The 24173-nt window shown below is 62.6% G+C and carries 23 protein-coding genes and 2 pseudogenes; 8 read left to right on the top strand and 17 right to left on the bottom strand.

Features of this window, described 5'->3' with window-relative positions:
* Nucleotides 1-101 precede the first annotated feature (101 nt).
* The 4 genes and pseudogenes from X726_RS147995 to X726_RS148005 all read left to right on the top strand — a co-directional run bounded on the left by X726_RS147995 (nt 102) and on the right by X726_RS148005 (nt 4677).
* Nucleotides 102-593, top strand: a complete 492-nt coding sequence (locus X726_RS147995; protein ID WP_023671429.1) for a spore coat U domain-containing protein — start codon at nt 102-104, stop codon at nt 591-593.
* 27 nt (nt 594-620) lie between these two features.
* Nucleotides 621-1343, top strand: coding sequence for a molecular chaperone (locus X726_RS148000; protein ID WP_031215130.1), 723 nt, complete (start codon nt 621-623; stop codon nt 1341-1343).
* Nucleotides 1315-3718 (top strand): annotated as a pseudogene (locus X726_RS01000000167160) (fimbria/pilus outer membrane usher protein). The gene X726_RS148000 and the pseudogene X726_RS01000000167160 overlap by 29 nt, the downstream one beginning before the upstream one ends.
* Before the next feature lie 14 nt (nt 3719-3732).
* On the top strand, nt 3733-4677 hold the full coding sequence (locus tag X726_RS148005) for a spore coat protein U domain-containing protein (RefSeq protein ID WP_023671425.1): 945 nt from the start codon (nt 3733-3735) through the stop codon (nt 4675-4677).
* Here the strand turns inward: X726_RS148005 and X726_RS148010 are convergent.
* From X726_RS148010 to X726_RS148030, 6 genes and pseudogenes are all read right to left on the bottom strand, one after another.
* On the bottom strand, nt 4671-5657 hold the full coding sequence (locus X726_RS148010; protein WP_023671424.1) for a branched-chain amino acid ABC transporter permease: 987 nt from the start codon (nt 5655-5657) through the stop codon (nt 4671-4673). The genes X726_RS148005 and X726_RS148010 overlap by 7 nt on opposite strands.
* Nucleotide 5658: 1 nt before the next feature.
* Entirely contained in the window at nt 5659-6546 is an 888-nt protein-coding gene (locus X726_RS148015) for a branched-chain amino acid ABC transporter permease (RefSeq protein ID WP_023671423.1), read from the bottom strand.
* A 175-nt stretch (nt 6547-6721) separates the two neighbouring features.
* Nucleotides 6722-7426: an ABC transporter ATP-binding protein gene (locus X726_RS148020; protein ID WP_023671422.1), complete on the bottom strand. Its 705-nt coding sequence runs from the start codon at nt 7424-7426 to the stop codon at nt 6722-6724.
* Nucleotides 7423-8209, bottom strand: a pseudogene (locus X726_RS1000000172270) (ABC transporter ATP-binding protein). Before X726_RS1000000172270 ends, X726_RS148020 begins: the two are co-directional and overlap by 4 nt.
* Nucleotides 8206-9414 carry an ABC transporter substrate-binding protein gene (locus tag X726_RS148025; protein ID WP_023671419.1) on the bottom strand — a complete coding sequence of 403 codons (1209 nt, stop codon included), beginning with the start codon at nt 9412-9414 and terminating at the stop codon, nt 8206-8208. Before X726_RS148025 ends, X726_RS1000000172270 begins: the two are co-directional and overlap by 4 nt.
* 427 nt (nt 9415-9841) lie before the next feature.
* Nucleotides 9842-10438, bottom strand: a complete 597-nt coding sequence (locus tag X726_RS148030; protein ID WP_023693762.1) for a YdeI/OmpD-associated family protein — start codon at nt 10436-10438, stop codon at nt 9842-9844.
* A gap of 171 nt (nt 10439-10609) precedes the next feature.
* Between X726_RS148030 and X726_RS148035 the strand changes: the two genes are divergently transcribed.
* A complete protein-coding gene (locus tag X726_RS148035; protein WP_033001906.1) occupies nt 10610-11224 on the top strand; it encodes a hypothetical protein in 615 nt (204 codons plus the stop codon).
* Nucleotides 11225-11414: 190 nt separating this feature from the next.
* Here the strand turns inward: X726_RS148035 and X726_RS148040 are convergent, their stop codons facing one another.
* Complete coding sequence (locus X726_RS148040) at nt 11415-12326, bottom strand: S1C family serine protease (RefSeq protein WP_023671416.1); 912 nt, start codon at nt 12324-12326, stop codon at nt 11415-11417.
* A 426-nt stretch (nt 12327-12752) separates the two neighbouring features.
* Between X726_RS148040 and yghU the strand changes: the two genes are divergently transcribed.
* Complete coding sequence (gene yghU / locus X726_RS148045; protein ID WP_023671415.1) at nt 12753-13622, top strand: glutathione-dependent disulfide-bond oxidoreductase; 870 nt, start codon at nt 12753-12755, stop codon at nt 13620-13622.
* A gap of 231 nt (nt 13623-13853) precedes the next feature.
* Here the strand turns inward: yghU and X726_RS148050 are convergent, their stop codons facing one another.
* Nucleotides 13854-15050: a PLP-dependent aminotransferase family protein gene (locus tag X726_RS148050; RefSeq protein WP_023671414.1), complete on the bottom strand. Its 1197-nt coding sequence runs from the start codon at nt 15048-15050 to the stop codon at nt 13854-13856.
* Nucleotides 15051-15319: 269 nt separating this feature from the next.
* On the opposite strand from X726_RS148050, the gene X726_RS148055 reads away from it, so the two are divergent.
* A complete protein-coding gene (locus X726_RS148055; RefSeq protein ID WP_023671413.1) occupies nt 15320-16060 on the top strand; it encodes a sulfotransferase family protein in 741 nt (246 codons plus the stop codon).
* 22 nt (nt 16061-16082) lie between these two features.
* Here X726_RS148055 and X726_RS11055 read toward each other — a convergent pair whose 3' ends face one another.
* The 4 genes from X726_RS11055 to X726_RS1000000171175 form a co-directional block, all read right to left on the bottom strand.
* Nucleotides 16083-16271 (bottom strand): hypothetical protein, encoded by a 189-nt coding sequence (locus tag X726_RS11055; RefSeq protein ID WP_023671412.1) that lies wholly within the window; start codon nt 16269-16271, stop codon nt 16083-16085.
* Nucleotides 16272-16555: 284 nt separating this feature from the next.
* Nucleotides 16556-17260 (bottom strand): Crp/Fnr family transcriptional regulator, encoded by a 705-nt coding sequence (locus X726_RS148060; RefSeq protein ID WP_023671411.1) that lies wholly within the window; start codon nt 17258-17260, stop codon nt 16556-16558.
* 173 nt (nt 17261-17433) lie between these two features.
* Nucleotides 17434-17607, bottom strand: coding sequence for a hypothetical protein (locus tag X726_RS1000000171180; RefSeq protein ID WP_023671410.1), 174 nt, complete (start codon nt 17605-17607; stop codon nt 17434-17436).
* 140 nt (nt 17608-17747) lie between these two features.
* Nucleotides 17748-17903 (bottom strand): hypothetical protein, encoded by a 156-nt coding sequence (locus X726_RS1000000171175; protein ID WP_023671409.1) that lies wholly within the window; start codon nt 17901-17903, stop codon nt 17748-17750.
* Nucleotides 17904-18663: 760 nt separating this feature from the next.
* On the opposite strand from X726_RS1000000171175, the gene X726_RS148065 reads away from it, so the two are divergent.
* On the top strand, nt 18664-19545 hold the full coding sequence (locus X726_RS148065) for a hypothetical protein (RefSeq protein WP_023671407.1): 882 nt from the start codon (nt 18664-18666) through the stop codon (nt 19543-19545).
* 36 nt (nt 19546-19581) lie between these two features.
* Here X726_RS148065 and X726_RS11070 read toward each other — a convergent pair whose 3' ends face one another.
* From X726_RS11070 to X726_RS1000000169315, 5 genes are all read right to left on the bottom strand, one after another.
* Complete coding sequence (locus X726_RS11070) at nt 19582-20196, bottom strand: methyltransferase domain-containing protein (protein WP_023671406.1); 615 nt, start codon at nt 20194-20196, stop codon at nt 19582-19584.
* A 124-nt stretch (nt 20197-20320) separates the two neighbouring features.
* Entirely contained in the window at nt 20321-20950 is a 630-nt protein-coding gene (locus X726_RS148070) for a hypothetical protein (RefSeq protein ID WP_023671405.1), read from the bottom strand.
* A complete protein-coding gene (locus X726_RS148075) occupies nt 20928-22103 on the bottom strand; it encodes an XRE family transcriptional regulator (protein WP_023671404.1) in 1176 nt (391 codons plus the stop codon). The genes X726_RS148070 and X726_RS148075 overlap by 23 nt, the downstream gene beginning before the upstream one ends.
* A complete protein-coding gene (locus tag X726_RS148080) occupies nt 22100-23485 on the bottom strand; it encodes a 7-cyano-7-deazaguanine synthase (protein WP_031215127.1) in 1386 nt (461 codons plus the stop codon). The genes X726_RS148075 and X726_RS148080 overlap by 4 nt, the downstream gene beginning before the upstream one ends.
* Complete coding sequence (locus tag X726_RS1000000169315) at nt 23475-24047, bottom strand: hypothetical protein (RefSeq protein ID WP_084630836.1); 573 nt, start codon at nt 24045-24047, stop codon at nt 23475-23477. The genes X726_RS148080 and X726_RS1000000169315 overlap by 11 nt, the downstream gene beginning before the upstream one ends.
* Between the last annotated feature and the right edge of the window lie 126 nt (nt 24048-24173).

Genomic DNA, 24173 nt, shown 5'->3' with positions numbered 1-24173 from the left:
CGTTGATGTCTTGCGAAGCATGCAGCGGAGGAGCTGTAGGGGTGAAATCCGGGTCAAGACCGTTTTGCGAAGAACGATCTGCCCCGACGGAGGGCCATCGCATGAGATTGCTAAAATACGCGCTGCTGCTGGGTGGGTCGCTGCTTGCAACCCTTCCCGCGACCTCCACCGTCTTGACCACCAACTTTAACGTGAAGATCACGATCACAAACGAATGCAAGATCCTGACGGCTAGCGATCTTATTTTCGGTTCGCACGGTATCATTGATACCAATGTGGACCAGACCAGCACCATTGGCGTGCAATGCACCGCCGGACAGACCTACGTCGTGGGTCTGGGGCTCGGAAATGGCGCGGGCACAACCGTCGGGAGTCGCAAGATGACCGGGCCGGGCGCAGCGGTGGTCAACTATAGTCTTTACCAGGATGGCGGCCATGCGCAGGTCTGGGGCATCACATCCGGCACCGACACGCAAGCGGGAACCGGCAATGGCAGCGTCCAGAGCCTCACGGTCTACGGGCGCGTTCCGATCCAGCCGACACCGGTGGCGGGCGACTATGCGGACATCGTTCAGGTCACCCTAACCTACTGATTATCGGCACCAATTACGAGGAAGACCATGCGATCCATGCTTTCATGCATTGGCGCCACGGCTCTTTTATTGCTCTGCGCCGGGACGTCACACGCTGCCTCGCTGAGAGTAGCGCCGACAGGCCTCGAACTGATCGCTCCCGACAGCGCGGCGGTTCTCAACCTCGCCAACGATGACGCCAAGCGGCCGATCAATGTGCAGATCCGGGTCTTCGCATGGAGCCAGGCCGGCGGCATCGAAACGCTGACGCCGACCACGGACGTGGTCGCCAGCCCACCATCGACCAAACTCGGACCCAATGCCCAATACGTGGTTCGCGTCGTGCGCGTGTCGAAGGCGCCGGTGCGGGCCGAGGAAAGCTACCGCGTCATCGTCGACGAACTGCCGGACCCCTCACGCAAGAAGGCCGGTACGGTCGCGCTCGCGCTTCGCTATTCGGTGCCGGTGTTTTTCCGCAATGCCGATGCAGCGGCGCCGGCAGTTGCGTGGAGCATTTCGCGCAAGGGCGGCGGCCTTGTGCTGACCGCCAGCAACAGCGGCGAAAGTCGCCTCCGCCTGTCCAACCTATCCCTGACCCAGAACGGCAAGAAGCTTGGCAGCCGAAACGGACTCGTCGGTTATGTCCTGGGCGGCGCCACCATGCAGTGGCCGATCGGCAGCAGCAAATCACTGTCCGCGGGCTCGGTGCTTTTGAAGGCACAGAGCGATCTTGGACCTTTCGATGCCAAAGTTGCCGTCAAGGGCCGCTAGCACCGCGATTGTCGTCGCGCTCGCGACTTTCACACCTTGCCCGGCAGTGAACTCGCAAGAGCTGCCGGCCGTGACGAACCCTGAAGAGCCTGAATCCGTTTTGCCAGCCGGCCGCAGCCTCTATCTGGAGGTGTTCATCAACGACGCCTCGACGAAACTGATCGGCAATTTCACCGAAATGCCGGGCGGCGGCCTGGCGGCGACTCCGGAAGAGCTGAAAGGGGTCGGCCTGAAGCCGCCGGAGGGCGTAGCCGACGCCGGCGGCCTGGTCAGGCTCGACCAGCTGGCGGACGTGTCGTTTCAGGTCGACGAGGCCACGCAGCGCCTCTATGTCACGGCGGCCGATGACAGCCGAGAGGCGCGCATCGTCGATCTCGGCTTACGCTTGCAGGAGGACCGGCCGGCGCCGCAGTCGGGCTTGGGCGCGGTTCTCAACTATTCGCTGTTTGCCAGCTCCAACTCATTGTTCGACAAGGACGTCGAGCTGTTCCAGGGCGTTTCCGGCGGTTTCGATGCGCGCGGGTTCAGCCCCTACGGGACGCTCAGCCAATCCTTCATCGCCGGCTATTCCGACGGCAGGCTGGGTGGCTTCACCCGGCTCAATACGACCTGGAGCTATTCCGACCCCGACCGGCTGATGACCTACCGAGCCGGCGACTTCATCTCCGGCGGATTGTCGTGGACGCGTCCGGTCTATCTCGGCGGTATCCAGGCGCAACGCAACTTCCACCTGCGATCGGACCTGGTGACGCTGCCCCTGCCCTCCTTCGCCGGCACCGCGGCGGTGCCGTCGACGCTGGAGGTCTATACGCAGAACGTGCGCACCTATTCCGGCGACATCCAGCCCGGGCCGTTCCAGGTCACCAACCTGCCGGTGTTCACCGGCGCCGGACAGGCGCAGGTGGTGTTGCGCGACAGCCTCGGCCGCGAGACCACGGCCACCTTGCCATTCTATGCCTCCAGCATGCTGCTGCGCCAGGGACTGCTCGACTTTTCCGTGGAGGCAGGGATGGCGCGGCGCAATTTCGGCATCTCCTCCGACGATTACGACGGCCGCGTCATGGGGGTCGCCACGGCGCGTTACGGCGTGACCGACCGGCTGACATTGGAAGCCCATGCCGAGGGCGGCGCCGACCTGATCAATGGCGGCATAGGCGCTGCCTTCCCGCTCGGGGCATATGGCGCGGCTTCGCTGGCAGTCGCCGGCAGCCATCATGACGGGCGCACCGGTTCGCTGGTCGATGCCAGGGCCGAGTTCGGTTATGACGGCTGGGCGGTCAATGCCCGCATGCAGCGGGCGTTCGGCGGCTATGATGACATCGCTTCGGTGACGGCACAGCCGGTCATACTCGATCCAGATGATTTCACCCGTTTCAGCGCCGGTGTGCCGCGGGCGGTCGACCAGGTGACGCTCAGCGTGCCGATGCCGATCGATTTCTCCAGCCTCAACTTCTCCTATACCCACCTCAAGGATGCCGAAGGCGAGACNCTATAGTCAGGCGATCTTCAAGCGCAGCACGCTCTATGCCACGGCCTTCGCCGATCTCGACGACGGCGACAGTTATGGCATCTTTGCGGGGATTTCGATCCCGTTCAATGACGACGTCATGGCGTCGACGGGTGTCGAGCATGGGCCTGACGGCCTCAATATCGTGGCCGACCTCGCCAAATCGGAGCGGGCCGAGGACGGCAGCATCGGCTGGCGGCTGCGCACCTCGGAGGGCGAGGTCCCCAATCGTTCGGCAGCGGTCAGCTACCGCGCGCCGTTTGCGCGTTTCGAGGCCGGCGCCCAGCAATTCGACAAGGACTTTCGCGTGACCGGACAGATGGACGGCGCCATTGCGGTCGCAGGCGGCGGTGTGTTCGCCACCAACCGCATCGACGATGCCTTTGCCGTCGTCGATGTCGGCACGCCGGACGTCGAGGTCCTGCATCAGAACCGGCCGGTGGGGAAGACCGACAGCAAAGGCCGCATCCTGGTCACCGGGCTGAATTCCTATGAGCCCAACACGGTGTCGATAGACCCGAAGAACCTGCCCGTCGACGCCGATATTCCGACCACCAAGGAGACTGTCGTTCCGGCCGACCGCAACGGCGTCGTGCTGAAGTTCGGCGTGTCGGAGGCGGCGCAGGCCGCGCTGGTGACGCTGGTCGACCCGAGCGGCACGCCGCTCGAAGCCGGGCTTGCCGGCCGCGTCGACGGCGGCACGGAAGATTTCGTCGTCGGCTATGATGGGCAGGCCTACATCAAGGGCCTCGGCAAGCAGAATGCGGTGGTGGTCGGTCTGGCGGACGGCAGCTCGTGCCGAGCGGATTTCCCGTTCGAAGCGGTGCGAGGCCGGCAAGTGACGATCAAGGATGTGGTGTGCCAATGAAAATCCCAGGCCAAATGATGCGCGCTGCAGTCGTTATAATCCTCGTACTGCTGCCGTCGCTGGCCCGGGCGCAGAGCTGCACCGGTACCGTCACCGACATGAATTTCGGTCTCATCGACACGCTGTCGGCCACCGCAGCCACCGCGACGGCGACACTCAACATGAATTGCACCGGCGGCGTGGTGCGCATCCTGTTCTGTCCGCATATCGGCGCCGGCAGTGGGGGTGCTACCTCGGCGGCAGCCAGGCAGATGGCGAGCGGCGCCAACAGCCTTAACTACCAGCTCTATTCAGACCCCGGAATGAGCGTCGTGTGGGGTTCCTATACCTGGGCCTATGCATCGCGCCCGCCGCCGCAGGTGCTGGTGCCCATTCTCATCGGCAATGCATCCGGCAGCGCCACGATCTACGCTCGGGTGACCGGCGGCCAGTCAGCGGTTCCGCCGGGCACCTATCAGTCGATATTTTCGGGCATCCACGTCGAGTTTCGCTACCAGAACGACCTGCTCGGCAACAGCTGCAACACCGGCTTCGGTCTGACGGCGCCCGATCCGACCTTCACCATCAACGCGACGGTTGCGGCCAATTGCCTGGTCACCACCCAGAACATCGATTTCGGCTCCAAGGGCGTGCTCACCGCCAATGCCGACGCCACCGGCCAGGTCTCGGTCACCTGCACGCCGTCGACCGCCTATACGGTGTCGCTGAATGGCGGCACGACAGGCGGCACGCCGACCAACCGAAAGATGTCAAAGGGGGCTGAGCGGGTGACCTACGGCCTCTACAAGGACGCCGCGCGCTCGCAGCCCTGGGGTGACGCCGGAACGCCGGGAAGCACGGTGGCCGGCACCGGAACCGGTACGGCCCAGGCGCTCACCGTCTATGGCCGCGTGCCGCCGCAGACGACGCCCTCGGCCGGCGTCTACACCGACACGGTGGTGGTGACCATCACCTATTGATCGCGGCCCGCCTCGCCGTTGGCCGGCGCCAGCCAGCGCGCGTAAATCTCGCCGACGATGCCGCGGCGAAAGACCAGCACGCAGATCATGAAGATCAGGCCGGTGGCGATGGTCACCGGGAAGCCGGAGGTGGCGAGCGTGTTTTCCAGCCCGACGACGAGGCCGGCGCCGACGACAGGACCGACCATGGTGCCGATGCCGCCGAGCAGCGTCATCAGGATCACCTCGCCCGACATCTGCCAGGTGACGTCGGTCAGCGTCGCGAACTGGAAGACGATCGCCTTGGTCGCGCCGGCAAGCCCGGCAAGGGCTGCCGACATGACGAAGGCGACGAGCTTGTAGCGGCCGACCGAATAGCCCAGCGAGATGGCGCGGTTCTCGTTCTCGCGGATCGAACGCAGGATCATGCCGAACGGCGAGTTGACGATGCGCCAGACGGCGAAGACGCCGATGAGGAAGACGGCAAGCACGACGAAATACATGTTGAGCGTGACGTTGAGATCGACGATGCCGAACAGATGCCCGCGCGGCACGCCCTGTATGCCGTCCTCGCCTTCGGTGAACGGCGCCTGGACACAGAAGAAATAAAACATCTGCGCCAGCGCCAGCGTGATCATCGAGAAATAGATGCCTTGCCGGCGGATGGCGAGGAAGCCCATGACCAGGCCGAGCACGGCCGCTCCGGCGGTGCCGAGCAGGATGCCGGCCTCGGGCGGCCAGCCCCATGCCTTGACGGCGTAGGCGCAGAAATAGGCGGCGGCGCCGTAGAAGGTGGCGTGGCCGAACGACAACAGCCCGGTGTAGCCGAGCAGCAGGTTGAAGGCGCAGGCAAACAGCGCGAAGCACAGCATCTTCATCAGGAAGATCGGATAGACGAAGAAGGGCGCGGCTATCAGCGCCAGTATGGCCAATGCCAGCAATACCCGCTCCAGCCGCACGGAGGCGGCGGTGCGCTGTTGGTGAAGGGTTGCCTCGCTCATCTCAGGCGTCCCTTCCGAACAGGCCGGCGGGGCGCAGGAGCAGCACGACCGCCATGATGACGAAGACGACGAGGTTCGACGCCTCGGGATAGAACACCTTGGTCAGGCCCTCGGCGAGGCCGAGCATATAGCCGGTGACGATGGCCCCGAGGATCGAACCCATGCCGCCGACCACGACGACGGCAAAGACGACGATGATGATATCGGAGCCCATCAGCGGACTGACCTGGTAGACGGGCGCGGCGAGAATACCGGCAAGGCCGGCGAGCGCCGCGCCGAGCCCATAGGTGAGCGTCAGCAGCAGCGGCACGTTGACGCCGAAGGCCTGCACCAGCTCCGGATTCTCGGTCGCGGCGCGCAGATAGGAGCCGAGCCTGGTCTTTTCGATCAGGAGCCAGGTGCCGATGCAGATAATGAGCGAGGCCACCACCACCCAGCCGCGATAGTTGGGCAGGAACATGAAGCCGAGATTGGTGCCGCCGGCAAGCTGCGCCGGAACGGCATATGGGTTGCCTGACACACCGTAGTAGAAACGGAACACGCCTTCGATGACCAGCGCCAGTCCGAAGGTGAACAGCAGCCCGTAGAGCGGATCCAGGCGGTAGAGCCGCGACAGCGCCACGCGCTCGACCGCCATGCCGAAGACGCCGACGATGAGCGGCACCAGGAGCAGCGCCGGCCAGTAGCCGATGCCGAGATGGACGAGCAGCAGGTAACCGATGAAGGCGCCGAGCATATAGAGTGCGCCATGGGCGAAATTGATGATCCGCAGCAGGCCGAAGATGACGGCCAGGCCGAGGCTCAGCATGGCGTAGAAGGAGCCGTTGATCAGCCCGACCAGCATCTGGCCGAGCAAGGCCTGGACGGGGATGCCGAAGATCATGGTCATGGCGTCACCGATGGTGTTGCAAGGGGGATGCGTCTGTGCGGCACGTACCCCCACCCGGACCTTCGGTCCGACCTCCCCACAAGGGGGAGGTAGGGCGGTGGCCCTCCACCCTCCCCCTTATGGGGAGGGTCGCTGCGCAGCAGCGGGGTGGGGGTACTGCCGTGGGCTGTCGTCATCATACCCCCAACACCTCGTGCAGCTGTTGCGTGTGAGCGGCAAGCTCGCTTACGGCAAAACCCTCCACCACCTTGCCGTGCTCCATCAGGTAGAAGCGGTCGGCGATGCGGGCGGCGAAGCGGAAATTCTGCTCGACGAGCAGGATGGTCATGCCGCGCTTTTTCAAGGTCGCCAGCAGTTCGCCGATGCGCTGGACGATGACCGGCGCCAGGCCCTCGGTCGGCTCGTCGAGCAGCAGCATCTGCACGCCCGTCCGCAGGATGCGGGCGATGGCCAGCATCTGCTGTTCGCCGCCGGAGAGTTTGGTGCCGGGGCTGTTGCGGCGCTCCTTGAGGTTGGGAAAGAGATCGAAGATCTCGTCGACGCTCATGCCGCCCTTGGCCACCACCGGCGGCAGGATCAGGTTCTCGTCGACGGTGAGCGTGGCGAAGATGCCGCGTTCCTCCGGCACGAAGCCGATGCCGCGATGGGCAACACGATGCAGCGGCAGGCGCATCAGGTCGCTGCCATCGAAGGCGACGCTGCCGCTGCGCTTGCGGACCAGCCCCATGATGGCGCGCAGCGTTGTGGTCTTGCCGACGCCGTTGCGGCCGAGCAGCGTCACGGTCTCACCGCGAAAAACGTCGAGGTTGACGCCATGCAGCGCATGGCCCTCGCCATACCAGGCATGGAGATCGCGCACGGCAAGCAGCGGCTCACTCATGCTCGGTCCCCCTGCTCGGTCCCCATGTAGGCGACCCTGACGCGCTCATCGTTGCTCACCGTCGCGTAGTCGCCGGCGGCGAGCACCTGGCCGCGCTGCATGACGGTGATCCAGTCGCAGAGGTCGGCGACGACGGTGAGATTGTGCTCGACCATCAGCACGGCGCGGTCCGTTGCCAGCGAGCGGATGATGCCGGAAATGACGCCGACATCCTCGTGCCCCATGCCGGCCATCGGCTCGTCGAGCAGCAGCACTTTCGGGTCGAGCGCCAGCGTGGTGGCGATCTCGAGCACGCGCTTTCGGCCATAGGAGAGATCGCCGGCCGGACGATGCGCGACATCGTCGAGACCGACGACGGCAAGCAGTTCGCGCGCCCGTGGAGTCAGTTGGTCAAGCGCGGCCAGCGAGCGCCAGAACTGGAAGCCGAGCCCGCTCGGCCGCTGCAAGGCGANGATGCGGAAAGATCGCCGATATCTGGAACGAGCGGACGAGACCCATGCGCGCCACCCTGGCCGGCGCGGTGCGGGTGATGTCGTTGCCCAACAGTTCGATCCTGCCGCTGCTCGGCTGCAGGAACTTGGTCAAGAGGTTGAAGATCGTCGTCTTGCCGGCGCCGTTCGGCCCGATCAGTGCATGGATCTGGCCGTGATGGACGTCGAGGTCGACATTGTTGACGGCGACGAAACCGGCAAAATCGCGCCGCAGGCCGCGGGCGGAGAGCACCACCCGCGGCTTGATTTCGGCACCGTCCGGCTGGACGGCCACGGCTTGCGCCAGCGTCACTTGGTGACGAGCGGGCAGCCGCTGTCTTCAGCCTTGATGAAGGCCTTGTCGCCCGGAATGGTCGCAAGGTAGGTGTAGTAGTCCCAGTCCTTCTTCGACTCCTCGGGCTTTTTGACCTGATAGAGATACATGTCGTGCACCATCGAGCCGTCGGCCTGTACCTTGCCGTTGGCGTTGATGATGTCGTCGACGGGCATTCCATGGAGTTGCTTGGCGACCGCCTCGGTCTCGTCGGTGCCGGCCTTGTCGATGGCCTTGAGATATTGCAGCACCGCCGAATAGGTGCCGGCCTGGATCATGTTGGGCATGCGGTTGGTGCGCTTGAAGAAGCGCCCGGCGAAGTCGCGGCTCTTGTCGTCGCGGTCCCAGTAAAACCCTTCGGTGAGCACCACGCCCTGCGCCGCCTGCAGTCCGAGGCCGTGCACCTCGGCAAGCGTGAACAGAAGTGCTGCCAGCCGCTGGCCGCCGGCGACGATGCCGAACTCGGCCGCCTGCTTGATGGTATTGGAGGTGTCGAGGCCGGCATTGGCAAGGCCGATAACCTTGGCGCCGGAGGACTGCGCCTGCAGCAGGAAGGAGGAATAATCCGTCGATCCCAAGGGGTAACGCACCTCGCCCAGCACTTTGCCGCCGCTTGCCTCAACAACCTTTGAGGTCTGCTCCTTCAGCGAATAGCCGAAGGCATAGTCGACGGTGATGAAATACCAGCTGTCGCCGCCCTGCTGCACCAGCGCGCCGCCGGTGCCGACCGCCTGCGAGTGGGTATCGTAAGCCCAGTGGAAACCGTAGGGCGAGCATTGCTTGCCGGTCAGGTCGGCCGATGCCGCTCCGGTGACGATGTCGATCTTCTTCTTTTCCTTGGACAACCCCTGGACGGCGAGCGCCACCGAGGATGTCGTCAGTTCCATGATCGCGTCGACCTGCTCGGTGTCGTACCACTGGCGCGCAATGTTGGAGGCAATGTCGGGCTTGTTCTGGTGATCGGCGTTGACGATCTCGATTGGCGCGCCCTGCACCTTGCCGCCAAAATCCTCGACCGCCATCCTGGCGGCCTCGACCGACCATTTGCCGCCGAAATCGGCATAGACGCCCGACTGGTCGTTGAGGATGCCGATCTTGACCTTGCCGTCGGAAATTTCGCCGGCCGCCGCCGGCATCGCAGTCGCCGCAAGCAGCGCGGCTGAGACGAGATAGGATGCTTTCACAGGTGGTTCCTCCCTTGTGGCCGACGCTGGAAAACGCGGCGGCCTTGCAATGGTTCAACAGCTCCGTCCGGTTCTCGCTGAAATCCGGGCCAGCGCCCGCCACTTCTCCTCTTGGCAACCCCTCCGCCCTGGGTGCGCCGGGAACCGTAGCATCACATTTCGCGAGGCGAGAATGCTATTTTCGTAGCATGGCGTGTGGGCATAACGACAAGCCTTGGAGGCCGAGTTCCTTCACCCCCCTCTGTCCTGCCGGACATCTCCCCCTCAAGGGGGGAGATTGGTTGTCACTGCCGCCGTTGCCAGTCGCCGACGTTGCAGGGTGGCGCCGTCAGCGAAGCTGCTGATCTCCCCCCTTGCGGGGGAGATGTCCGGCAGGACAGAGGGGGGTGTTCAAGCGCTAGCTTATGAGTGACTAGGAGCGAACGCCTCACCGCTTCTGCGGATAGATCGTCTCGCCGCGCTTCAGCATCTCGACAAAAGCCTCGATCTTCTTCCTGCGCCCCGCCTCCGTCTTCATGTTGTGCGTTCGAAACGCCAGCGCGAACCGGTTCTGGGCGGAAAGCTTTGCCAGCATCTCCTTCGCCTTCGGCTCGGCGTCGATGGCGGCCTGCAGATCGTCAGGGATCTTCATGTCCTTGCCTGAGGCATAGGCGCGGTCCCAGCGGCCGTCGGCCTTGGCCGCCTCGACCTGTTTCAGCCCGTGTTCGGTCATGCGGCCCTCCTCGACCAGGCGGGCGACATTGTCGATGTTGATCTTGCTCCAGATGCTCTTCTTGCCGCGCGGCGTGTAGCGCTGCAGAAAGCTCTTGTCGTCGAGCGGCTTGCGTATGGCGTCGATCCAGCCGAAGCACAGCGCCACGTCGATGGCCTGCTTCGGCGTGATCGAGGCGAGGCCCGAGCCGACCTTGTGGACCTTGATCCAGACCTCGCTCTCGCCGGCATGATTTTCGCGCAGCCAGGCGTAAAAACTGTCGGGATCGGGGAATTCATGAACCTTGTCGGGATCGACCTTGAACGGCGCCATCATCACCTCGTTGTTGCCGGGCCGGCTGTATCGGCTGTCGATGCCAGTTTCCGTCAGCGGCGTCGATACCCCCTAGCCTATTGCGAGCCGGCTTGCGCCCAAGCCGGCGCTCATGGCAGTTTTCCGGCTGGTCGAGCCGGGCAAGGCAGACTGCAATTCGGGGGAAATGCCATGCGATCGATGTTACTCGGCCTCATCCTTCTGCTGCCGGCCTCTGCGCTCGCCGAACCCATCGAAACCCAGAAGATCATCACCGCGCTGACCGGCGACTTCAATGGGGACGGCGCCGCCGATCTGGCGATGATCGTCGAGAGCGAGCCCGAAGACGATACCATGGACATGCATTTCTTCCTGGGGGACAAAAAGTACAATTTTCTGAAACCCGCCGGCGTCGTGCATGAGCAGGTCTACGGCGAATGGAACGACTACGACCAGCCGCATTATGAGGGCTCCGGCATCGAACCGGAGTTGACCTTGCTGCCCAACGGCTCGATCAAGATCTATCTGCCGGGGCTGATCGGCCCCGGCGAGCGGACCGACATGACGCTGACCATCGCCTGGCGCAACGAGGCCTTCGTCGTCGCCGGCGTTGCCTATGACCATTACAAATACCAGTCCGTTGTCGTCTACAGCAGCTGCGACTACGACGTGCTGACCGGCAAGGGCAAAAGTATGCAGACGCAGGATGATGACAGCAAGGTGAACAGTATCGTGTCTGTCGAAGGCCAGGTCGTGCCCTTCGCGGAGTGGGACACGGGGACGCCTTTTAGGGTATGCGGGGATTGAGGGGGCAGCCAATCTCCCCCCTCGTGGGGGAGATGGCCGGCAGGGGGGCCGCTGTCCCGCCAACGCACCGGCCAGTGTCAGCCACGTTTATCCCGCGATTCTTGTCAGAAAATATAGATTGAGAGGTCGCGATCCTTCGCGCCCCCCTCTGCCCTGCCGGGCATCTCCCCCACTTGGGGGGAGATTGGCTTCACTGCAGATGCGGTTTCTTCAAAAAGCTGTTTCGGTCGGCGGATTTCACTCGCAGCCAAGTCTCACGACCGTCACGCACGACCCTGAGAGGAATCTCCGAACCCGCCGGATTCTGCCATAGCTTGCGGTAGAAATCGGCGAGACCGTCGACCTCGCCATCGCGCACGTCGGAGATGATGTCGCCCTGGCGCAGGCCGGCCTTGGCGGCGGGGCCGCCTTCGGCGACGCTCATCACCACGACCGCACCGTTCGACTCGGCCGAGAAGGCGCCGAGCCATGGGCGCGGCGGCTTCGCCACCTGGCCGCGCGTCAGGAGATCGTCGAGGATCGGGGTCAGAAGGTTGATCGGCACGACCATGTTGATGTCGGCGACCTCGCCGTTGCGGCTCATCTGCAAAAGCAGCGAACCGATGCCGAGCAGGCTGCCATCCTGGCCGATGAGCGCCGCGCCGCCCCAGGACGGATGCGCCGGGGCAATGAAGATCGCCTCGTCGAGCAGATATTCCCAATAGCCGGCGAATTCCTGCTTGGTGACGATGTGTGCCTTGACCGAGCGGCCGGTGCCGTCGGCAAACACCACGGGGTCGCCGATCTTCGCCTTCGAGGCGTCACCCAGCGCCACCGCCGGCAGGCCGAGCGGCGCCAGCGCCTGCACTAGGCCGAAGCCTGTCTCCTGGTCATAGGCCAGCGCATGCGCCGGCACGACGCGGCCGTCCTGGTCGGTCAGCCAGACCTCCTCGGCCTCGGTGATGAGATAGCCGATGGTGAGCACCAGCCCGTCGCCGCGGATGACGACGCCGCTGCCTTCCCGGCGCGTGCCCAGGGCATTGGCCGTGAAGGCATCGTCGGGAACCATGGCGCGCACGCCAACGACGGAGCGCAAGAGCGGGGAAACGGGATCGATCGGCATGCGGTCATCCTGGCAGATATGCGTGGGCAGTATCCTCTATAGGTATGCCGCGCTGCACAGGGCGCAAGGGCTTAGGCAACAAGGCAATCATTTCAGAGGCTGGCGCTGCCCCTCATCCGCCTGCCGGCACCTTCTCCCCGTATAGTGACGGGGAGAAGGGAGATGGCCGCAACATCGGCGCTCTTGGCAACGCTGGCAATTGGGGAAATCAGTAGGCGACAGCGTCCTTCTCCCCGTCACTATACGGGGAGAAGTGCCCGGCAGGGCGATGAGGGGCGGCGCCGACATCGATAATAGTTCAACACAAGTTGAACCTTTCTGAATTGCACCTATGTGTTCCCGTATCTAGGTTCCGCCGACTTTTCCGCCATCAGTCTCGCGCCGTCGCGCAAGTCGTTTCGCCCGCCAAACCAAGGAATTTCCCGCATGACCGAATACACCCCGCCGAAAGTCTGGAGCTGGAAGAAAGCCAATGGCGGTACGTTCGCCAGCATCAACCGGCCTATTGCCGGTCCGACGCATGACAAGGTGCTGCCGGTCGGCAAGCATCCGCTGCAGCTCTATTCGCTGGCGACGCCGAATGGGGTCAAAGTGACTGTCATGCTGGAGGAGCTTCTGGCGCTCGGCCACAAGGGCGCCGAATACGACGCCTGGCTGATCCGCATCAACGATGGCGACCAGTTCGGCTCGGGGTTTGTCGAGGTCAACCCCAACTCCAAGATCCCGGCGCTGCTCGACCGCAGCGGCAAGACGCCTGTCCGCGTCTTCGAGTCCGGCTCGATCCTGCTTTATCTCGCGGAAAAGTTCGGCGAGTTCCTGCCGACCGAACAGCCGGCGCGCGCGGAAACCTTGTCGTGGCTGTTCTGGCAGATGGGTTCGGCGCCCTATCTCGGCGGCGGCTTCGGCCATTTCTACGCCTATGCGCCGGAAAAGTTCGAATACGCCATCGACCGCTTCGCCATGGAGACCAAGCGCCAGCTCGACGTGCTCGACCGGCGGCTGGCAGAGACCGAATATCTCGGCGGCGCCTTCTATTCGATCGCCGACATGGCGGTATGGCCCTGGTATGGCGGCCTGGCGCTCGGCCGCATGTACAATGATTCCGCCGAGTTCCTGTCGGTGCAGGACTACGAGCACGTACAACGCTGGGCCAGGGCGATCGACGCCCGCCCGACCGTGCAACGCGGCCGCATGGTCAACCGCGCCTTCGGCGACCCGGCCATGCAACTGCACGAGCGCCACGACGCCAGCGATTTCGAAACGAAGACGCAGGATAAGCTTGTGGTGGCGGAGTGAGCTAATCTCCCCCCTTGAGGGGGAGATGGCCGGCAGGCCAGAGGGGGTCGGCTCGACTGGGCGCGACCTCCTGCGACTGATGAAGGTTAGCGCTCCACGCGCGGCGACCCCCTCTGTCGCCTTCGGCGACATCTCCCCCTCAAGGGGGGAGATTACTGGCCCGCAGCCTTGCCGCTGGCGANACGACCCCCTCTGTCGCCTTCGGCGACATCTCCCCCTCGAGGGGGGAGATTAGCCCATCAATTTCGCCAGCCTCGGCACGCCTTCACCCACGGCGCGTTCATCTGCGAGCGTAAAGCTCATCCGCATCGTGTTGCGGCCCGAACCGTCGGCGTAGAATGCGTTGCCCGGCACGAAGGCGACGCGGGCTTCCTTGACCGAGCGGGCGAGCAGCGCGGTGGCGTCCGCACCTTCGGGCAACGTCAGCCAAACGAACATGCCCCCTTCCGGTCGGCTCCAGCTGACGCCATCCGGCATTTCCGCTTCGAGTGCCGCAAGCAAGCCGTCGCGGCGCTGGCGATAGGCGCCGATCAGCTTTTCCACCTGGCTGTCGTACACGGCCTCGGAGACGCGGTGCATGACCAGCTGGTTGATCGACGGGCTGTGCAGGTCCGACGCCTGCTTCATCAGCACCAGCCGCTCGACGACACGGCGCGGCGCGCAGACCCAGCCGACGCGCATGCCCGGCGACAGGATTTTGGAGAACGAGCCGCAATAGAGCGTGCGGGCGTTTTCGATGCCGCCGGAGCGTTCGCAGTCGAGCGCCAGGATCGGCGGCTGGCCCTCGCCGTCATAGCGCAGCGCGCGATAGGCGGCGTCCTCGATGACGGCAATGTCGAGCTCGCCGGCAAGGTCGAGCACCGCCTCGCGCTGCTGGCGGTTCAGCGTCTCGCCGGTCGGGTTGGCGAAATCGGGCACGAGATAGGCAAATTTCACCTTGCCGCCTGCAGCGGCAGCCGCCGCCTGGTAGGCGGCGGGCGTCATGTTGCCGCCATCCGGCGTCAGCCGGTCGTAGCGCGGCTCATAGGCGTTGAAGGCCTGGAGCGCGCCGAGATAGGTCGGCCACGTCACGAGCGCTGTGTCGCCGGGCGACAGGAACAGCTTGCCCAGATAATCCAGCGCCTGCTGCGAGCCGGAGGTGATGAAGATGTTGTGCTCGTCGCAGGCGATGCCAAGCTTGCCCATCTGGCCGGCCAGCCATTTTCTGAGCGGCAGATAGCCTTCGGAGACCTGATACTGAAGTGCTGCGCTCGCCTCCGCGCCGCCCAGCACCGAGGCGTAAGCATCGGCGATCGCCTGCGCCGGAAACAAAGCCGGATCGGGGATGCCGCCGGCAAAGGAGATGATGTCGGGCTGGTCGAGCAGTTTGAGCAGCTCGCGGATTTCCGACGCCTTCATGCGCGAGGCGCGCGACGCCAACAGGTCCATCAAACTCACGAGCCCACCTCCCGGGATACGGCATCTGGTCCAGCATGACCGTTCCGGCCATGCCAATTAGGTCAATCTGGCTGACCTATTATCAGGCTCCCCCACCCGCGGGAATAGCCAGACCGTGATTCCGCGTGGCCCAGACGAAAAAGGAAACACATTTTTGCCCCTGCACAGGGAAAATTGTTGCGCGCCGAGGGGCGCGGATGCAACATCATTCCGAGCGGACCGGCATAAAAAGAAAAGCGGTCTCAACAAGGGGGGTTAAAATGACGCTTGAGCTCATCGGGGCCGGATTCGGCCGCACCGGCACATGGTCGACCTTTGCCGCGCTGAACAGGCTGGGCCTTCCCAGCTATCACATGCAGGAAGTCATCCTCAACAAGGCCAACAAGGACCATCTCGACTTCTGGCGCAAGGTGGCCAACAGCCCGCCCGGCAGCCAGCACGACTGGACCAGAGTGTTTGCCAACTACAAGGCGACGGTCGACAATCCGGGATGCTGCGTGTGGCGCGAATTGATGGCCGCCTATCCCGACGCCAAGGTGCTTTTGACGCTGCATCCGCGCGGCGCCGAGGCCTGGTACGACAGCACCATCGACACCATCCACTTCACCGAGACATTGTGGCAGTTCAAGGTGCTGGAATGGCTGACGCCGTTCGGCCGAAAATTCGGCGACATGTCGCACAGGCTGATCTGGGGCCGCACGCTTGCCGGCGTGATGGACGACCGCGCCAAGGCGGTGGCGCGCTACAACGCCTATACCGAGGAGGTGATAGCGGCCGTGCCGCGGGAGAAGCTTCTGGTGTTCAAGGTCAGCGATGGCTGGGCGCCGCTCTGCGGCTTCCTCGGCGTGGCGCTGCCCAACGAGCCTTTCCCCAACCTCAACGACCGCGAAAGCGTCAAGAAGATCATCCGCGACATCATCAAGGGCAGCTACATCATGCTGGGGCTGTCGGTGGCGGCGGTGCTTGCGGCGGTCGCGGCGCTGTGGTGGTGGCTGGGGTAGCCGCCGGACCGTCAGGGTACCGCTACTTGCGCGTGATCCAGCCGAGGAGATCCGGCTCGACGTCTTCGTGGTCGGTCAGGTCGCGAACCAGGGAAGCGGCGAGCGCGCGCCACCGCTTTTCCGGGACATTGTCTTCCATTACCGATTTGATGAAGGCGGCGCGCAGGATGGCGCAATCGAAGGCGGATACATCGAAAAGCAGTTCTGCCATTTCGGTTTTCCCCGTTCACATCGGGCGGGCGGGCCTGTCGAAGCCTCAGGCGCCAGCGCCCCATATACATGGTCGACGACAGCGGATTCATACTCTTGCCGAACCAAGGTTCAACACAATTCGATTGTACGGTTTTTACCAAGCGATTGCGGTTCGTTGCCCGCTTTTGCGCCGATGCTAGATTTGCCGGGCGGCCTCTCCCCAGATGGCCGCAAATGGCCGGCGCGGCTCTGGCAACATGCTTTCACCGGCATTCGCGTCGGCCATTTCCAGCGGTGCCAGGCTCAGCCCAGCAGGCGTTCGTAATCGGCCTCGGCCTGGCCGTAGAAACCGTCGGCGACGGCGATCAGGCCATCGCGGTCGCGGATGACGATCTCGCCGCGCCTCGACCGGATCAGGCCGCGCCCTTCCAGGATCTGCAGTCCGATGGTGACGCCCGGGCGCCTGACGCCGAGCATGACGGACAGGAACTCATGCGTGATCTGGATCTGGTGGCCGACCACCCTGTCGTCACACATCAGGAGCCATCGGGCCAGCCGATCCTCGAGCTTGGCGCGGGCATTGCTCAGCGCCGTGGATTTGGTCTGGCCGTGCAGGTAGTGGGCATAGCGGAGCAGGAAGGCGCGAAGCGTCGGGCTTTTCTGCAGCGCTGCCTTGAACGGCTCGGAATCGATGCACACCGCCTCGCCTGGCATCTGCATGTAGCAATCATGGGGCGCCCAGTCGGCGCCCATCACCAGAGCGGAGCCCGACATGCCTTCGTGGCCGATGATGCCGACCTCGGTGTCGAGCCCCGGCCGGTTCCTCGCCACCACCGAGGCCAGGCCGCTTTCCAGGAAGCATACCGAGGCGACCGGCTCGCCCGCCATTTCGAGCGGGGCTTTGAGATCGAGCACACGATGGTGCAAATGCGGCGCAAGCAGTGCGAAGTCGGCCGGGTTCATGCGGCGCAAAAGGCCGCTTTTCTCCTTGCTGACCGACTGGTCCATCGCTCTCTCCCGTCAAGGGCAAGAGCACATGTCATCTCCCAGCCGTCGGCGCCCTGCCCAAATGCAAACGGTCATTGGACGATAGCTGACTCGGATTCAGCCATTGTACTTCGTACAAAACCGACAAATCAGGGGCGACGCCCCATCAATCAATCCAGCAGCTTTTTCCTGGATCAGCGCTTCGGGCGGTCAGCCGCAACCATGCGCGCTTCGCGCACGATGGACGAGCGATCGTTGCCGATCAGCGATGCGATCTCTTGTATCTGCTGCTCGGAGGCCCCGGTTTCCCGCGCCAAGGCCGCGAGCGTCTCGGCGCTCAGACCGGACTGTCTCGGTTGCTCCGCCATGGCTCCAATGCCTCCTCTCGGGGCAGGAGTGCGATGGTCGCTCCCAAGCGTCAGCGCCCATTGATGTGGCTGACGATGCTATACTGTACGCTTCCGAACAATCGATGGCGAGCGATATATTAGCGACGCTGGATGCGGCCCTAGAACGGCAGCCTTATCTCATCGATCGACCTCGACTCCGTCCAGCCAATGTCCTTCTGGATCTCCGTCGGCAGCGCATTCAGTGCGCGCACGGTCTTCCTGTGCTTGCTGGCGCGCGCCAGGGCAGCACGAATTCTGCTGAGACTTTCAAACATCGGTTACCTCCATGCAGCAGCAAAGCGCTGCCTCAGGCCCGCTCTTGCACGGCCTCTGTAACCGATCGATTGCGCGGCAACGGTGAAGCGCTTCACAAACCGATGTCGCCCAGAAACATTTGTATACAAATTAGTTGCGCTCCCGCGGTTGCGTGATCCGACCTATGGCAGGGCGATCGCATATGGCGCTCCCTCGGGTTCGGCGACCCACCTTCCCTTCGTCGGCGCAAGGCGATCACATATGAGTTCTTACGAAGAGGACCCCCACCCTAACCCTCCCAAAAAGGGGGAGGGAACGCTGCCGCAAGCCACCCTTTCTGGCGTCGAACCTAGGCGATTTGCGGCGATCAGCGCCTACCAAGTCTCCCTCCCCCTTGTGGGGAGGGATTAAGGGTGGGGGTATTCGTAGAGCGGAAACCTGTCATATGCGATTGCCCGCTCCGCGGAGGGAGAGGAAATGCCAATCACCGAGGTGGCGGCCTTGATGGGCTGGGTTTCCTCTCCCCATGGACATGGGGGAAGTGGCCGCGGCGGACGGAGTGGGGCTGGCGCCGCCTTATGCGATTGCGCTGCCCTCCTCCGCACCATTGCCCGCATCCTCGTCCGCCAGCCTCGGCTATGGACGAATCCCATCATGCGCAATAAGGATGGGGTCTGCCGTGGCGCTTTCGCGCCGGAGCAGGCGACGTTCGATCAATGACGCTGCGCCGGGCGCCTTTGACGCCGCCCCGCAAAAGTGTCGACACCGGGGGATCTGGTCATGACCGACAACAAGCCGACCGTAGACGTTACCAAGGATTGGCAGGCAACGCAGGGCCAGAAGTCCGGGGCCACGCGGCTGCGCCTGTTCGCCGTGCTGTCGTGGGTCATCGCCATTGGCGGCGAGATCGCCGGGATCGTACTGCTCTACAAGCACAAGTTCGACCAGGGCAACCTGCCGCTGCTGATCGGCATCCTGGTCGGGATCGCGATCTTCGCCATCGCCGGCAGCCTGCTCTGGAAGGCCGCCAACCGGAAGGACCCGGCCCGCGAATCCGACACGTTCCGGTTCTTCGTCCAGAACCAGCTCGGCGCGATCATCACGCTGATTGCCTTCCTGCCGCTGGTTCTCTTGATCCTCAACGACAAGAACATGGACCCGAAGAGCAAGAAGGTGGCCGGCGGCATCGGCGCCGTGCTGGCCGTGCTGGCGACCCTGATCGGGGTCAGCTACCAGCCGCCATCGGTCGAGCAGTACACGCAGGACATGAACACCTGCGCGGAACAGATCAAGGCGGGGCAGCCGACCACGGCCTGCTCGCCCGAAGTCGCCGCCCAGGCGCAGGCGATCGCCACCGACTCCACCACGGTGGCCGCGGCGACGAAGGACGCGGCACACCCCAATGGCCAGGATATCGTCTACTGGATCGCGCCGGAAAACGGCGCCGCCAAGTCCGACACCGAGCACGTCTTCCACCTCTGCGCAGCCGTCAGCCCGCTCAAGGACAAGACCGTCAACAGCGGCTCGGTGACCGAAGCCTACGCCCAGAACGCCATCCGCATCACCAAGCAGATCGAGATGGAACAGAAGCAGTGCGGGTTCACGGCGGCGGCCGCCGCAGCGCCCGTGGCACCCGCGCCAGCGCCGGCCCCGGCGCAATAATCCACCCACGTTCAAGGCGCGCCCGGCAGGGCGCCCCTATAGCTTTCTGAAAAAACCGGACGGAATGTTGGGATCCACTTCGCCCGGCCGCAGCCTGATTCCGTCTTCGAATCCGTTCAGCGTCACGCACTCAAAACCATTGTGCCCCAGCAGCGCCACCAGCGATTGACGGTCGAAATGGTGCAGGTGCTCGTTGGGCAGACGCATGCGCCACGTCTCGAACCACGCATCACCATCGGCACCGAGCTCACACCAGCGGCAATAGGGAACGGCGATGGCCAGATGGCGGGCCTGAAGGCGGGCGAGAAAACTCAAGTCCGGGATGTGCTCGAGCACGTCGAACATGGCGACGAGATCCCAAGAGCCGGCAAGCGCCTCCTCCCAATCGACAAAGCGCACGCCCTCGGGCAGCGGAAACCAGGTGATGTCGCAGCCGGCGCAGTCGGCAACCCCGGCAATTTGGGGGCTTCGATGAAGGTGCCGGTGCCATAGCCGATCTCCAGCACCGAGCGCGGTATCTCGCCGGTGATCCCCAGCACCCAGCCAAGCCGCTGATAGCCGAGTTTGATGGTCCTGCTTGTCGTAGGCGATCGGCGTGGCGTCGATCTGGTGGATGACGCCGAAGCGGTCGAGTGCGTAGTTGTCTAGCATTGGCGTGCGGTCCCGGGGGATTGGGAAGCCTACATGGCGGAGTTAAACGCAAGGTAAGCGGTCAGGGCGGCAATCATGGCAGGGCGGCAACGTCGCCGTTATTACTCTGGCCAAAGGTTCACTCTCAGCCAACCGCTTTGTGTGGCTCCGCTGACCGCACGCGCATCAAACGAGCCAGGCTGCGGCATCCAACGGCAGCTTCCACGCCAATCTGGGCGATGACCCATTCAAGCTGGTGCTCTCGGACCTGCATCCGAGCCTCGGTGAGTGCATTCAAAACGGCCTGACGGAATTCGGATTGCCCCAGACATTCAGAGATGGAGGGGAGCGCGAGCAAGTCTACCGTTGTGGCGAGTTGCAGGTCGGGGAACCGACCTCCGGCGATTCTCCATCCTTGCTTTTCGTCGATCATCGCCACGCCGCCAATATCCTTGGCAATCGCAATGGTGGCTGCCTCACCGTCACCGAGAGTATCAGAGGTCGAACCTGAAACTAGGGAAGCGAAGACGACATTCGCCGGATGCGTCAAGTCTGCCCGGATCATCACGTTTCTATCCAACAGAGCGGTGATTATCGAGGCATCGTTACGACCGCCGCCGACAATCTCCTGGATGGCGTATGAGCTAACGAGTGGCGGAGTCGGCAGCGCAGAAAGGATGCGCTCGCTCGAACCCGAACCTATAACGTTGATGACGACGCTAGCATCGAGAACGAGTAAGCCATCGGCAACACTAAGAGAGCTTGAAAAGGTCATTCACCTCATCCTTGCCGCTCTCTGCTTCCTCAAGGATCGCGCGGACTTGAGTCCGGGGCAGTTTTAGCAAGCGAACTAACTGTTCCTCGGAAACCAGCCCTTTCTGTGCCGCTTGGGTCGCCAGCGACTCAAGTCTGATGGACGGACGTGGGCTTTCGGACAAGCCATCGTCCAAGGCTGCCCTGTCGCCAAGTACCTGCCTGACGTGTTCGTCGGTGATATTACCGTTGTCAACGAACCAGTCCCACGTACCGCGCTTGGTCAGTTGGAGTTCCTCTAGCCGCATCACAGCAGCCTGCCGCGAAACATCAAAGAAGTGCGCTAAAATGATTACGTGCCGGCGCGTGAGGTGGCTTGAGCCCGCCGTTATCTCTTTGAATTTCTGCATTACGAAGCGTGCAGGCATTAAGAACGCACGCCCGAATGCATTGGCATAACGTTCCTCGCGTGAGTTTTCGTACTTTTCGTCCTCGTACACTTCCGCCACGCGCCGGGTCGCGGTGAAGTGGCCGAGTTCATGCCCGCCCGACTGGTTGCGTCGCTGTCTGCTGTGGCTAGAATTTATCAGAATGCAGGCACCGACGCTGTCATCAAAAGCGAAGAGGCCCGAAATCTTAGGGTGCAGTTTTCGCACATATATCCTCACACCCATCTGCAGCTCTATAAGCGCGAAGAGGTCCTGAATAGGACCATCACCAATTCCCAACCAACGCCGCAAATCCTGCGCGTCCTGTTCGGCTTGTAACCGAACATCGCCCGTCAGTATCATTTTCTCCTGTGGGTAGTTACGCTGACGAGATATCCCGACTAGATTCTCCAACTCCACTTCCGCCTTAACGAGATCATTCAGCAACTGGGCAGCTTCTTCCACTTCAGGCTGGTCCGCATCTGCAACGCGGCGGAATCTAGGTACAAGATCAACGTGGACAGCTTCTTTGCGAAGCAACGAATTTACAGAGACACCATAACACAGACTTAGTACCTGCAATTCCTCGATCTTGGCCGCCCGCTGGCCTTTCTCGATGGATACCAGTGTGGTCCGTGCAATTCCTGCGCGAGTTGCGGCGTCCTCCTGCTTCACTTTCGAAGTCTCGCGCGCCACCTTTAGCCGCTCACCGATTTCCACCGAAGATAGCTGTTCATTGCTATTCATGATCGGCTACTGAGCCAGGCGTTTATAAACGACTGCTTTCCTATGCTGCTGACGAAGGCTGACCATTCAAGTTCGTGCTGGCTAAGCATTCCATCCATTTTGTTCATTATCTCGGCGGGCGACTGATCGAGGGCATGAGCCAGCTGGTTTAAGAAGCGCCCCTTGACCAATCCATATTCTTCGGATCTCCGAAGTTCTGCCAAATGATCGAGGTGTAAGACGCCGGCAATGGCATACTCCCGTAGCGCTGGCGTAATCCGCGAAGCTTCAAACCCTGCATTGGCGCCGTCAGCAAAATCTGAGGCGCTAAGACTCTCCCAGATGTAGTTCGACGATGGCTCGACGAGATCCGCCGCATGGACACTGAGGCGACGGAGCATGCAAGCAGCGCAGATACCGCATTGACGGCGATGCTCGCCGATTGAGACCTGCCGGGACTGCTGCCAGCATGAGCGGGTGCTGATCCACTCTTCGGAATCCTTGACCTGAGCAGCGAATGCTTTGAGCGTTTGCGCCTTAGTGTTCCACAATCGAGGAAATTCATAGCGTAGTTTGTGGCCCAACAGCCCTTCTATCAAGCGCTGCATGTGCTTGGTGAAGGCCGGATGATTCCGATAGTCTGGATAGGCTTGGCCCACCGGAAGAAGCGCCGGACCAAGCGCCCCTTGTCCACTCTCAGGAATGATGATGATAGGGGCATCTACTAGATATGCGGCGATAGCTGCAACCATAGCGAATTTGAAGCCACGAGAGCGGGCGCTATTTTCCTCGTTGTCACCCTCGATTTTCACCTTGTAGGGAACGGACCTAAAAGGACGCTTTGCTCGCTCCGCACGCGACATTCCGTAAGCTGATCCGCCTAGGCGAACGAGAACAAGCTTCGGCCCACGCTTTTGCCGTTCCAGACCGGCGACGGCTCTCGAATCCATACCATCGCTGTAGGCAATCACAGCCTCTGCATTGAGTGGAAACTCCAAAAGTACCTGGCGTGGCGCATCTGCCGGCCGGGACCTCCCTACGAACTCGACCTTCCAGTTGTCGCCAGTAAGGAAATTCAGCGTATCGACTAAAAAGGGGTACACATTTCGGCTGGACCAAAGATCTGGATTGTGAACCTCGACCCTGAGATCAAAGTCTCGCCCCCACTGGTATGCTTTGCGAGCTCTCGAGCGATCACAGAATTCCACTGCGGCGGCCACGACCAGGGCATCATAAACCGTCGCGTTCCAGTTTCTGGACGCGAAAGATTCGAGTGCTTGTGTAGTGAAGGTGACGTTCTCATTAAAGATACACGGCATAGAGCCACTGCGAGCATTAACGGCAGAGGACAGTACATCCACCTGCAGTGTAGCTCTCGACAGAAGCTGCGAATCATTGCGCATGTAGTGCCACCCCTTCATCGACGCCTGTGCGCCTCATTGAACGTCGTTGCTGCGATGGGGCTAGCAGCCGCGCGCCGAGATCCCGAGAGTCGAGCTTGGTCGCTGCGTCCCTGAGGCGCGCACTCACCTTGTCGGCACGGCGTTCACTGGATTTGCGGAGATAATGTTCCGTTACTTGGCGTATGCCATTAAAGGTACTTTCCTTCGCTGCATTACCGACAGCAGCATCTAGCGCTACGCGAGTAAGCCGACCCTCGTCCGCAGCCAAGGTCGCCCACTCGTGCAGACGCGTTCCGAATACCGATCCTGCAGCCAAGGGTTTGATGCTTCGGAGTTGATCAACCGCAATCTCTCTTATGCCCAGGGAATTATTCTCTCCACTGAAGATTTTGATCAGAGCTGCAACAAGCGCTGGTGACACCTCATTGCGAAAATCGCTACGCGCTGCACGATGCAAGGCGTCCGCCACCTCCGTAACATCATAAGAGGCGTTGTCAGCCCTCTTGGAAAGCCTGCGCCATGCTGGCCGCATGGGCAAACTGCGATGGGGTCCATCACTCATCTACGATCTCCATGTCAAAAAAAGTACCATATTTTCTGACAATGTCAATTTGAGCGCATTGCAGGCTTCGGCCGCGAGCCACATGGATCACGAAACAGCCCTCGCACCGGGAGGCGCCAGCTGCTC

It is taken from the genome of Mesorhizobium sp. LSJC285A00, assembly GCF_000503155.1.
Taxonomy (GTDB): domain Bacteria; phylum Pseudomonadota; class Alphaproteobacteria; order Rhizobiales; family Rhizobiaceae; genus Mesorhizobium.
This window is presented reverse-complemented; position numbering and strand designations above follow the sequence as displayed.

Bases quoted from the DNA above. Each gene is read 5' to 3' on its own strand.
- X726_RS147995 (WP_023671429.1), top strand. From the start codon at position 102: ATGAGATTGCTAAAATACGCGCTGCTGCTGGGTGGGTCGCTGCTTGCA.
- X726_RS148010 (WP_023671424.1), bottom strand. From the start codon at position 5,657: ATGAGCGAGGCAACCCTTCACCAACAGCGCACCGCCGCCTCCGTGCGG.
- yghU (WP_023671415.1), top strand. From the start codon at position 12,753: ATGACCGAATACACCCCGCCGAAAGTCTGGAGCTGGAAGAAAGCCAAT.
- X726_RS148050 (WP_023671414.1), bottom strand. From the start codon at position 15,050: ATGGACCTGTTGGCGTCGCGCGCCTCGCGCATGAAGGCGTCGGAAATC.
- X726_RS148040 (WP_023671416.1), bottom strand. From the start codon at position 12,326: ATGCCGATCGATCCCGTTTCCCCGCTCTTGCGCTCCGTCGTTGGCGTG.
- X726_RS1000000171175 (WP_023671409.1), bottom strand. From the start codon at position 17,903: ATGTTTGAAAGTCTCAGCAGAATTCGTGCTGCCCTGGCGCGCGCCAGC.
- X726_RS1000000171180 (WP_023671410.1), bottom strand. From the start codon at position 17,607: ATGGCGGAGCAACCGAGACAGTCCGGTCTGAGCGCCGAGACGCTCGCG.
- X726_RS148060 (WP_023671411.1), bottom strand. From the start codon at position 17,260: ATGGACCAGTCGGTCAGCAAGGAGAAAAGCGGCCTTTTGCGCCGCATG.
- X726_RS148005 (WP_023671425.1), top strand. From the start codon at position 3,733: ATGATGCGCGCTGCAGTCGTTATAATCCTCGTACTGCTGCCGTCGCTG.
- X726_RS148015 (WP_023671423.1), bottom strand. From the start codon at position 6,546: ATGACCATGATCTTCGGCATCCCCGTCCAGGCCTTGCTCGGCCAGATG.
- X726_RS148055 (WP_023671413.1), top strand. From the start codon at position 15,320: ATGACGCTTGAGCTCATCGGGGCCGGATTCGGCCGCACCGGCACATGG.
- X726_RS1000000169315 (WP_084630836.1), bottom strand. From the start codon at position 24,047: ATGAGTGATGGACCCCATCGCAGTTTGCCCATGCGGCCAGCATGGCGC.
- X726_RS148020 (WP_023671422.1), bottom strand. From the start codon at position 7,426: ATGAGTGAGCCGCTGCTTGCCGTGCGCGATCTCCATGCCTGGTATGGC.
- X726_RS148030 (WP_023693762.1), bottom strand. From the start codon at position 10,438: ATGGCGCCGTTCAAGGTCGATCCCGACAAGGTTCATGAATTCCCCGAT.
- X726_RS148080 (WP_031215127.1), bottom strand. From the start codon at position 23,485: ATGCGCAATGATTCGCAGCTTCTGTCGAGAGCTACACTGCAGGTGGAT.
- X726_RS11070 (WP_023671406.1), bottom strand. From the start codon at position 20,196: ATGCTAGACAACTACGCACTCGACCGCTTCGGCGTCATCCACCAGATC.
- X726_RS148000 (WP_031215130.1), top strand. From the start codon at position 621: ATGCGATCCATGCTTTCATGCATTGGCGCCACGGCTCTTTTATTGCTC.
- X726_RS148035 (WP_033001906.1), top strand. From the start codon at position 10,610: ATGCGATCGATGTTACTCGGCCTCATCCTTCTGCTGCCGGCCTCTGCG.
- X726_RS148065 (WP_023671407.1), top strand. From the start codon at position 18,664: ATGACCGACAACAAGCCGACCGTAGACGTTACCAAGGATTGGCAGGCA.
- X726_RS148075 (WP_023671404.1), bottom strand. From the start codon at position 22,103: ATGAATAGCAATGAACAGCTATCTTCGGTGGAAATCGGTGAGCGGCTA.
- X726_RS11055 (WP_023671412.1), bottom strand. From the start codon at position 16,271: ATGGCAGAACTGCTTTTCGATGTATCCGCCTTCGATTGCGCCATCCTG.
- X726_RS148070 (WP_023671405.1), bottom strand. From the start codon at position 20,950: ATGACCTTTTCAAGCTCTCTTAGTGTTGCCGATGGCTTACTCGTTCTC.